The sequence below is a fragment of the Streptomyces sp. NPDC002265 genome (assembly GCF_040296125.1).
GTDB lineage: Bacteria > Actinomycetota > Actinomycetes > Streptomycetales > Streptomycetaceae > Streptomyces.
In genome coordinates, this window is the sequence record NZ_JBEOWS010000399.1 from 1 (window position 1) to 8,314 (window position 8,314).

8 protein-coding genes and 1 pseudogene are annotated in these 8,314 nt (G+C 67.8%); 5 read left to right on the plus strand and 4 right to left on the minus strand.

What is annotated here, in order from left to right; translation table 11 throughout:
- Positions 1 to 327: 327 nt before the first annotated feature.
- Positions 328 to 741 carry an RHS repeat-associated core domain-containing protein gene (locus ABT085_RS40425; protein WP_502982940.1) on the minus strand — a complete coding sequence of 138 codons (414 nt, stop codon included), beginning with the start codon at positions 739 to 741 and terminating at the stop codon, positions 328 to 330.
- Between the two features lie 301 nt (positions 742 to 1,042).
- Between ABT085_RS40425 and ABT085_RS40430 the strand changes: the two genes are divergently transcribed.
- Positions 1,043 to 1,642 carry a hypothetical protein gene (locus tag ABT085_RS40430; RefSeq protein ID WP_351620238.1) on the plus strand — a complete coding sequence of 200 codons (600 nt, stop codon included), beginning with the start codon at positions 1,043 to 1,045 and terminating at the stop codon, positions 1,640 to 1,642.
- Between the two features lie 207 nt (positions 1,643 to 1,849).
- Here the strand turns inward: ABT085_RS40430 and ABT085_RS40435 are convergent, their stop codons facing one another.
- Both ABT085_RS40435 and ABT085_RS40440 read right to left on the minus strand, forming a co-directional pair.
- Complete coding sequence (locus ABT085_RS40435) at positions 1,850 to 2,242, minus strand: DUF1330 domain-containing protein (protein ID WP_351620256.1); 393 nt, start codon at positions 2,240 to 2,242, stop codon at positions 1,850 to 1,852.
- The gene (locus ABT085_RS40440) at positions 2,125 to 2,475 is read right to left on the minus strand and encodes a nuclear transport factor 2 family protein (protein ID WP_351620241.1); all 351 of its coding nucleotides are present in this window, start codon (positions 2,473 to 2,475) and stop codon (positions 2,125 to 2,127) included. The genes ABT085_RS40435 and ABT085_RS40440 overlap by 118 nt, the downstream gene beginning before the upstream one ends.
- Positions 2,476 to 2,594: 119 nt before the next feature.
- Here ABT085_RS40440 and ABT085_RS40445 point away from each other — a divergent pair, with 119 nt between their 5' ends.
- From ABT085_RS40445 to ABT085_RS40455, 3 genes are all read left to right on the plus strand, one after another.
- The gene (locus ABT085_RS40445; protein WP_351620244.1) at positions 2,595 to 3,374 is read left to right on the plus strand and encodes a helix-turn-helix domain-containing protein; all 780 of its coding nucleotides are present in this window, start codon (positions 2,595 to 2,597) and stop codon (positions 3,372 to 3,374) included.
- Positions 3,375 to 3,543: 169 nt separating this feature from the next.
- Positions 3,544 to 3,750, plus strand: a complete 207-nt coding sequence (locus tag ABT085_RS40450; protein WP_351620247.1) for a hypothetical protein — start codon at positions 3,544 to 3,546, stop codon at positions 3,748 to 3,750.
- A 264-nt stretch (positions 3,751 to 4,014) separates the two neighbouring features.
- Positions 4,015 to 5,073: a right-handed parallel beta-helix repeat-containing protein gene (locus tag ABT085_RS40455; RefSeq protein ID WP_351620250.1), complete on the plus strand. Its 1,059-nt coding sequence runs from the start codon at positions 4,015 to 4,017 to the stop codon at positions 5,071 to 5,073.
- Positions 5,074 to 5,914: 841 nt separating this feature from the next.
- Here ABT085_RS40455 and ABT085_RS40460 read toward each other — a convergent pair.
- Positions 5,915 to 6,123, minus strand: a pseudogene (locus ABT085_RS40460) (ISAzo13 family transposase); the annotation flags it as partial.
- Positions 6,124 to 6,800: 677 nt separating this feature from the next.
- Between ABT085_RS40460 and ABT085_RS40465 the strand changes: the two are divergent.
- On the plus strand, positions 6,801 to 8,314 hold a 1,514-nt coding region (locus tag ABT085_RS40465), incomplete at its 3' end, for a DEAD/DEAH box helicase family protein (protein ID WP_351620253.1).

The window sequence follows — 8,314 nt, forward strand, 5'->3', positions numbered from 1 at the left end:
CAGCGGGCATGGATCAACGACCCGGCCAAGCGCAGGGAGTCCACACCACAAACCTCATAGCGTCACGACCGTCTCACTGGACTTGAAATCTTCCGGCACAGGCCGCCGTGGTTCTGCCGACGGCCCCAAACGTCCGACATCACCAGTTCAACTTCAGTAGCAAACCCGCGAGCCTGCCCCTTCTTTACCTGTACGTATACATTTCCCAGGTTGATATCGATCTCTCGCTTCAGCCCGTCAAACATCAGAGCATTACCGTTCACGTCTACGACCCTTCCGGGCATGACGGCGTCAATGAGAGTCGCCAGTTCTCCGACATAAGCATCGTCATCGGCACTCTGGTCGCTTCCGCCGCTGTCGGAGATCGATCCGGAGCCCTTCGACGTCGCAGTGCCATTTTTTTCCGCCGGTGGAGTATTTGGGCTTGCCGTTGTGGTCGTAGCAGTGAGTGGTGTCGCATCCGGAACCGTTGTGCTTGCTGGGTTCCCACGCACTGTCATGGTTGTTGACGCTGCAGCCGTCGCAGTAGAGCCCGGTGGGGTCGCTGAAGGTGACGGGGTTGTTGTCGGCGGAGCTGTAGCCGTTCAGGCTCTGCGCGTCGTCCGGGGCGAGGACCGGGTCGACGCTGATGAACTGGCCTATTCCCGGGTCGTATTCGCGGGCGCCCATGTGGGGCAGACCGGTGACGGCGTCCCGTGTCTTGTCGAGGAAGCCCTTGTCGTCGGGCCAGGGGCCGTACAGCGGTGTGCCGCGGTCTGCTCCGAACGGGGTGGTGTAGCGCTACGCCTCAAGGAACGTCGTGAGACCGGCGCGGCGTCGCGCCGGGAACGCTACTGACTGCGTACGGAGTGCGTTTGAAAAGGGGATCACGAAGGCGCCTGGTGTCGGGCCCTTGGCGTGCAGACAACACTTCCCCCTTGCTGCACCCACCCCTGACGTGCCCGGATGCAGAGTGCATGCGAAATTCACAGGTTGCCCAGCCTCTCCTGCGCTGTGCGAAGATCCGGCGTCTGTACACGCCATCCGCACTCGGGAAGCGCACATGCGTATAGCCATGAACACAGTTGGACATATAGCGACCGTCGTTGCGGCGGCGGCTTTCGCCGCGGGGTGCGGCACTGGAGCCACCCCGCCCGCTGGCGCCACCGTTGTCGCCTCCCCGTCGCCCTTCGATCACGAAGCGGTGCGCGCAGATCTGGACGCGGCCGTCGAGACCGCTGGACTGCCGGACGGGAAAACAGAGTCGGGCTACTCCAAAACCAACGGGGCCGACGCGATCGACGCATCGGCTCGGGCAAAGACGGCGAAGGATCGGAAGCGGATCGCCCTCGCCGTCCGGATGGCTCCCTGCGTGGTCTCTTGGTCATCCGGTGTCGATGAACAGGCCGAATCACGCGACCAGTTGGAGGGTCTGCTCGCAGGTGTGGCGGCACGGGGCTGGAAGGAGAGTGAGCCGTCCAAGGAGGTGCCGGTTGGAGAGAACGGTACCTATTTCATGGCGACTTACCAGAAGCGGGGCTGGACCCTCAGCGCCCGGCACACCCGCGTTGGGTCCGCGGAAAGAGCCGCCGTTACCGTCACAGAAGACACCTGCTTCGCCCGGTTGACCGACGAGGAGCTGGCCCTCTTCGAAGGCGAGTGACGGCAATCTTCCATCTCGGTGCCGCACCTGAGGGGGCATGACAAGCGCAGCAGGACCTCGGGGAGGGCCGTAATGGCCGCACCACACGCTGTTTGCCGAGGAACAGGGTGTGGTGCGCAGAAGCGCCAGAGGTGGGATCGTCGGTGTACGTCCCCTCAGAGACGTACAGCGGCCTCCTGCACTTGCCAGTAGAGGCAGCGATACCGGTCACCGTCGTGGACCAGCCCCTGGACCTGGTGCACCAAACATCGTGGTGACACCGCAGCCCTGCGACGAGGAGCGCCTCACCGTCCTCGACTGGGAACTCAGCCTGTACGGGAACGTGTTGCACGTTTCCTCATGCACGACGAGCCGCCCGCCGTGCACGAGGAAGCGTCCGCCGTACGATGCCATCGTGGCCTCGATCCGCTTGAGGTACTCCGCGATCTCCGGGCAGGTGTCGACGTCCTCCGGGTAACCGATCGCGTACCCGCGCGGCGCCGTCAGGCCGGCACCTTGTCCAGGAAACCGTGCACGTCCTGGATCCGGCCCGACTCGTCCAGCACCAGGACGTCGAACCCGATCACCAGCGGCTCGGCTCCCTCCGGGCCCAGGCCCCAGCGGAAGCGCACCTGACGATGGTGAGCGTCGGCCTCACCGACCTCGGTGAAAACGAATCCCGGAAACTGCGCCTGGACTCCGTCGACGACCGCAGCGATCCCCTCATGGCCGGAGACCTCGGCCAGCGGATCGGTGTAGGTCGCCTCGGGCGACCAGTACTTGGAGATCAACGCCGCCCGCTCGTCACCGGTCGCGTTCCAGGTGGCCAGGTACTGCTGGACGATGCCCTTCATGTTCTTTTCTCCCGTTCGTCTCGATCGGCTGATGTCCCAGATCCTGGCCCGGGCCGGTCATCCGATCCATGACCTCACAGGTCATGGCACCCCGGACACGGCGATTTAGACTCGCAGGCATGAGCGTTGCAGCCGAAGTCCCGCCGGTCGGTGCGCTGCTGCGGATCTGGCGTGAACGACGCCGGTTCAGCCAGCAGGAGCTGTCCAACCGTTCGCGGGTCTCCACGCGGCACCTCAGCCGGGTGGAGACCGGCAAGGCACACCCGACGCCGGAGATGCTCATGCACCTGTCCGACAACCTGGATGTGCCGCTGCGTGATCGCAACCAGCTCCTGCTGGCCGCCGGATACGCACCGCGCTATCAGGATCACCAGCTGGACGACGCGTCGATCGCAGTAGTGATGGACGGCCTGCGCCAACTCCTCGACGCCCATCTGCCGTACCCCGCGCTGCTGTTGGACGATCACTGGGACATCGTCGACGCCAACGCTGCCGTTGATCAGCTCCTGGCCGGTTGCGCGCCGGAACTGCTGGAGCCGCCGATCAATGTGGTCCGGGTCTGTCTGCATCCGGACGGGCTGGCCAGCCGGATCCGCAATCGTACGGAGTGGGGCAGCCATCTGCTGCAGCAGGTGAACCACCGTGCCGAGCGCACCCATGACCAGCGCCACCACGAGCTGGCCGCAGAGATCGCCAAGTACCTCAGCAAATCCGATGCCATCACCCCCCTCACGGGACCAGTGATCACCCTCGAAATCGATGTGGCCGGCACCCCGCTCCGGTTCTTCAGCACCTCCGCCACCCTCAGCACCGCTACCGATGCCGCCTTGGAAGGGCTGCATCTGGAGACGTTCCTGCCGGCCGACGACGAGACCCGACGCCGGTTCGATCAGCGGTAAACCACGCCAGAAGCCTCCCCCGCACGCCAGACACCACCCCGATGCCGGCGCCGTGATCTCTCGCCTGCCAACACTGAGGCCGTTGATCACGTCCCATACAGGTCGGGTTGAGTCTTGACCGGCGTCGCGAGCGTCTCCCTGCCTGCGGCCTTGTACTTGCGCCGCCAGGGTGCCCACGGATCGCTCCGACACCCCGAACACCTCGGCCGCCTGCCGGTACGTCCGCACGGATCCCGACTCCAGCGCGGCCGCCACGCGCAGCCGCACCACTTCCTGCGCGGCAGGCGCCGGACCGTGCCAGGACCGGCGCGCGACGGCTGCCCGCGCCGCCGAGGCGATCCGGACTGCCCCGGCCTCGCTCGCCGTCCCCGCCTGAGCATCCGTCTGGTAGTCACCCACCAGGGCAGCCCATACGTGCACCTGGGCATGATCCGTGCCGATGCCGCCGCGAAGCAGACGGAGGCGACCCTGAGCGCCGAGTAGAGCGCGATGCAGCCTGCCCGTGCGCCGAGCATCCCCCGGTTGGCGCACAGGCTTCCTGCATAGGAATCACCCGCCCTGCTCCCTCGCCTGCTCGTGACATGCCCTCGGACGGACCATCCGGCAGCCCGACGAGCTATCAGGTCATAACATACCGAAGATGAACAAACGTTACATCGCCTTTCTCATGAGTGCGGTAGCGTTCGTCGGCTCCTGCGCCACCGCCGCATCAACGGACACGGCACAGCGGACGCACACCGTGCACCCGGGGGAGTCGATCCAGAAGGCGGTGGACACCGCCAAGGCGGGCGACACCGTGCTGGTGCTGCCCGGCACGTACCACGAGAGCGTCAAGGTGACGACGCCCGGCCTGACCCTGCGCGGCATGGGCAACACCACCATCCTCCAGCCGGCCGCGAAGGCCGCGGACGACTGCGGCAAGCGCGGCAACGGCATCTGCGTGTCCGGCACCAAGACCAAGCGGCTCACGGGCGTCACCGTCTCCGACCTCAAGGTGACCGGCTTCTCCTACGCCGGGGTGATGGCCCTGGCGACCGACGGGCTGACCGTGCAGCGTGTGACCGCCGAGAAGAACACCGTCTGGGGCCTCGCCGAGGAGCGCTCCCAGCACAGCCTGTACCGGCAGAACACCGTCCGCAACAGCGGGGACGCGGGCATCTTCCTGGCCAACACGCTCACGACCGAACAGGGCTCCGTCGACACCAACCACACGCAGATCGCGCAGAACACCCTGACGGGCAACCGGATCGGCATCACCATCCGCCGACTGCGCAACCTCACCGTCACGAGCAACGACATCACCGGCAACTGCATGGGCGTCTCCATCATCGGCGACGAGAACAAGCCGAAGGCCGGCGCACTGACCGTGCGCGGCAACCAGGTCATGAAGAACAACAAATACTGCGCCAAGACCAAGCGGCTGCCGTTCCTCCAGGGCTCGGGCATCCTCCTGTCCGCCACCGACACGAACGACGTCACCGGCAACGTGGTCACCGGGAACTCCGGCACCTCCCCGCTGTCGGGCGGCATCGTGCTCTTCAAAAGCTTCGTCGGCGCCACCAGTGACAACAACCGGATCAGGAACAACTCGCTGCGCGACAACTCCCCCGCCGACCTGGTCAACCAGGAGGCCGCCCAGCGCGGCAACGCCTTCGAGCACAACACCTGCCAGGCGTCCCAGCCCGAGGGCCTGTGCTGAGAGGCCGGCCATGACACCCCGTCGCAGCACAGGGGCCGGGCGGCCCAGCCGGGTCCCAGCATGCCGAGACCTCACCAGCCGGGGACGACGGGGAGATGGCTCATGGGGCTCCTACCCGCGGTTCCCTCGTGATCTGCCGACGGCGGACAAGTTCGCGGTGATGTGAAGCGGCCCTTCCCCGGCAACTGCAATGCCGGGGAAGGGGCCGCTTCGGTGTGCGGGCCGGCTACCCGAGCCAGATGACGTCGATCACATACAGGCGGCCCACTGCGCGGTTGATCCAGTAGACGGCGCTCAGCGATCCGACCACGGCCGCGCGCACGTCTTCGTCTTCGGGGGCGCGGGCATCAAACGGCGGTCAGGTCCACGAGTCACAGCCGGCGATGTCCAGCGCGTCGCACAGCATCGCGACCGCGTGCGGCGGGAGTTCGGCAAGCACCTTCGAGGCCTGCAGCGACACCCGGGCCGGCCACACCTCGCCGGACGCCGGCGGGGCCCGCCTTCGTGTGACGACGTGCACGCAAAAGACGTCCGAGCCGCCGAATTGCGCTCCACGAGCGATCTGGCGCGTGCGGGGCGGGCCTGGCAGCCTTCTCGCCACCCGGCAGGAAACCCACGGACTCCCCCGCACCCGACCACAGCCCCCTGCCCCCGTGCGGTTGCCCCCAGCCAGGGCTCCGGCACGCGCCGCAACCACGGCACCGTAAACGGGGTGGTCGACGACCTGCGCGTCAGAGGAAGCGATCAGGCCGGCGCCGAAGAACGCACCCGCGATCCCCGTGGCGGTCAGCACCCGACGTAGCAGACTGAGGCTTCACCTTGATCGTGGACACCTGGAGACTGGGACCTGACCCGCCTCCAGGTCGGACGTCAATTGCGGACCGTCGTCTCGCTCACCCCGGCCGCCCTGGCCACGGCCCGGACACCTCCGTGCCCCGGCCCGCGGGCCTTCGCGGCCATCAGCAGCCGCCGCTGTCGTTCGTCCAGATGTGGGAACAACACCGCGAACTTCACGACAAGTTGGTCTCGAGTTTCGTCCGGGATGCGCATACGACACCACCGAGTCCCAGCCCCGAAAGCAACACCTTGATGATCGGCAAGCCCTCACGTATTCCCTGACAACGGGCTCCCGACGAGGGCATCGCGGTTGCCCCTCCCGTACTTCTGACACTGATCGGCGGCTGACAGGGCCACGGGCGGGTGGCGCGGCAGCAGGCAGAGGGCAGGAATTCTGCCGACTTCCCTGAATGCATGACCATAACGCCTCGCCTTGAGGCATTCTGAGGCGTGAGCCGTCTTTTCCTCACCTCCCCGAAGGGCGCGTAGTGATGACCACGGACCCTCCCCCTGCTTCCTCCACGCCCCCACCGGGGGAGTTGTGGACCGTGACGGTGGTGGCCGACTACCTGGGGTTCACGGGGGAATCGGCGACCGGTTCGGCCCGCAGGCAGCTCTCCCGGTGGGGCATCGTCGCCCACAGTCGCGAACCCGGCCGGAGCGGCCAGTCGTTGTATCCGGCGTCGCAGGTCCGCGCGGCACACGAGGCACGCCCCGGGCGCGGCCGTCACGCAGCCCGCAGGGCCGAGCGCGGGCGCTTCACGACATCCACGGACACCTAAAAACCGCCGCACCCACCCTGCAAATCCAGAGGACGGCCGTCCACTGCCAGGCGCACGTCCGCCCGCCTACCCAGTCACCACAGCTCACAGACCAGGAAGAGCACCATCGTGACCGTCGCCCTTCGCCCGCATCAAGTCGAGGCCGTCGACGCGGTCCTTCGGCACCTCTCGGAGCGGCCAGGTGCGGGGATCCCGCCCGAGGGACTGCGCACCCAGGTCATCGCCGCGACCGGGTCGGGCAAGACCCTGGTCGGGGTGGAGTCGGCGATCCGTCTCTGCGCACGCCGGGTGCTGGTCCTGGTGCCGACCCTGGACCTGCTTCTGCAGACGGCCGGCGCGTGGCGGGCGGGCGGCCGCCGCGGCGCGATGATCGGCGTGTGCTCCCTGCGCGGCGCGGACAGCCAGGGTCTGCCGTGCACAACCGACCTGGACGAGCTGATCGCGTGGACGGCGGGGCCCGAGGCGGTCACGGTGTTCGCGACGTACGCCTCGGTGGGGATGGGCACGCTCCAGCGGGCGCACGCCGCGGGTCTGCCGGTGTGGGACCTGATGGTCGTGGACGAGGCGCACCGGGTGAGTGGTGACGGTCTGAAGCCGTGGGCCGCCGTGCACGACCAGACCCAGATCCCGGCCGTGCGGCGCCTGTACATGACGGCCACGGCACGCGTATGGGAGGCCGACGGAGAGCGCCCGCGGCTGATCGCATCCATGGACGAGGACTCCCCCGTCTTCGGTCCGGTCGCCTACAAGTTGAAGCTGTCCGAGGCAATCCGATTGGGGCTGGTGGCGCCGTACCAGGTGCTGTGCCTGGACATCCGCGACCCCCATCTGTACGCCGCGCTCACCACCGAGGCGACCAGCTCCAACGCCGTGCGCGGGGCCCGCCTCGCGGCCGTCCAGACCGGACTCATGCGCGCGGCCGCCCAGGAGCGGTTCCGGCGGGTGCTGTCCTTCCACAGCAGGGTCGGCGAGGCGGAAGCCATGGCGGCCGCCGTGCCGGTGACGGCGGCCCGGCTCGCCGAGGACGCCCCCGACACCTTCCCGCCCGCCACGCAGGTGTGGGCACAGTGGCTGTACGGCGAACACGCCCCCGCACACCGCCGCCAGGTCCTGGACGAGTTCGCATCGGACTTCCTCACCGAGCAGGACGCCGAAGGACGGGACGTACGCGCGAAACTGCGCGTGCTCTCCTCCGTCCGCGTCCTGGGCGAGGGCGTCGACACCGCCGAATGCGACGCGGTCCTCTTCGCCGGCGCCCGCGGTTCGATGGTGGACATCGTGCAGATGGTCGGGCGCGCCCTGCGCACGCGGCCCGGGGCCGGGAAGCTGGCCACCCTGATCGTTCCCGTGTTCCTCGGCGAGGACGAGGACGCGAACGAACTCCTCACCTCCAACGCCTACGGCACCCTCGCCAAGATCCTCGAAGCACTCCGGGCCCACGACACGGACACAATCGAAGCACTCGCCGACCCCCGCGTCCGCAACGCCCACCCGGCATCGGACACGAACATCGACCACGACCAGGACGACGACGGCCAGGAGCAGGAACAGGACGTCGTCCAGGTCGGCGCGGCGGCGGCCGGCGTGCTCAGGTTCAGCGAGGAACGCGACCCCGCCGCCCT

Bases quoted from the DNA above. Each gene is read 5' to 3' on its own strand.
- ABT085_RS40430 (WP_351620238.1), top strand. From the start codon at position 1,043: ATGCGTATAGCCATGAACACAGTTGGACATATAGCGACCGTCGTTGCG.
- ABT085_RS40455 (WP_351620250.1), top strand. From the start codon at position 4,015: ATGAACAAACGTTACATCGCCTTTCTCATGAGTGCGGTAGCGTTCGTC.
- ABT085_RS40440 (WP_351620241.1), bottom strand. From the start codon at position 2,475: ATGAAGGGCATCGTCCAGCAGTACCTGGCCACCTGGAACGCGACCGGT.
- ABT085_RS40445 (WP_351620244.1), top strand. From the start codon at position 2,595: ATGAGCGTTGCAGCCGAAGTCCCGCCGGTCGGTGCGCTGCTGCGGATC.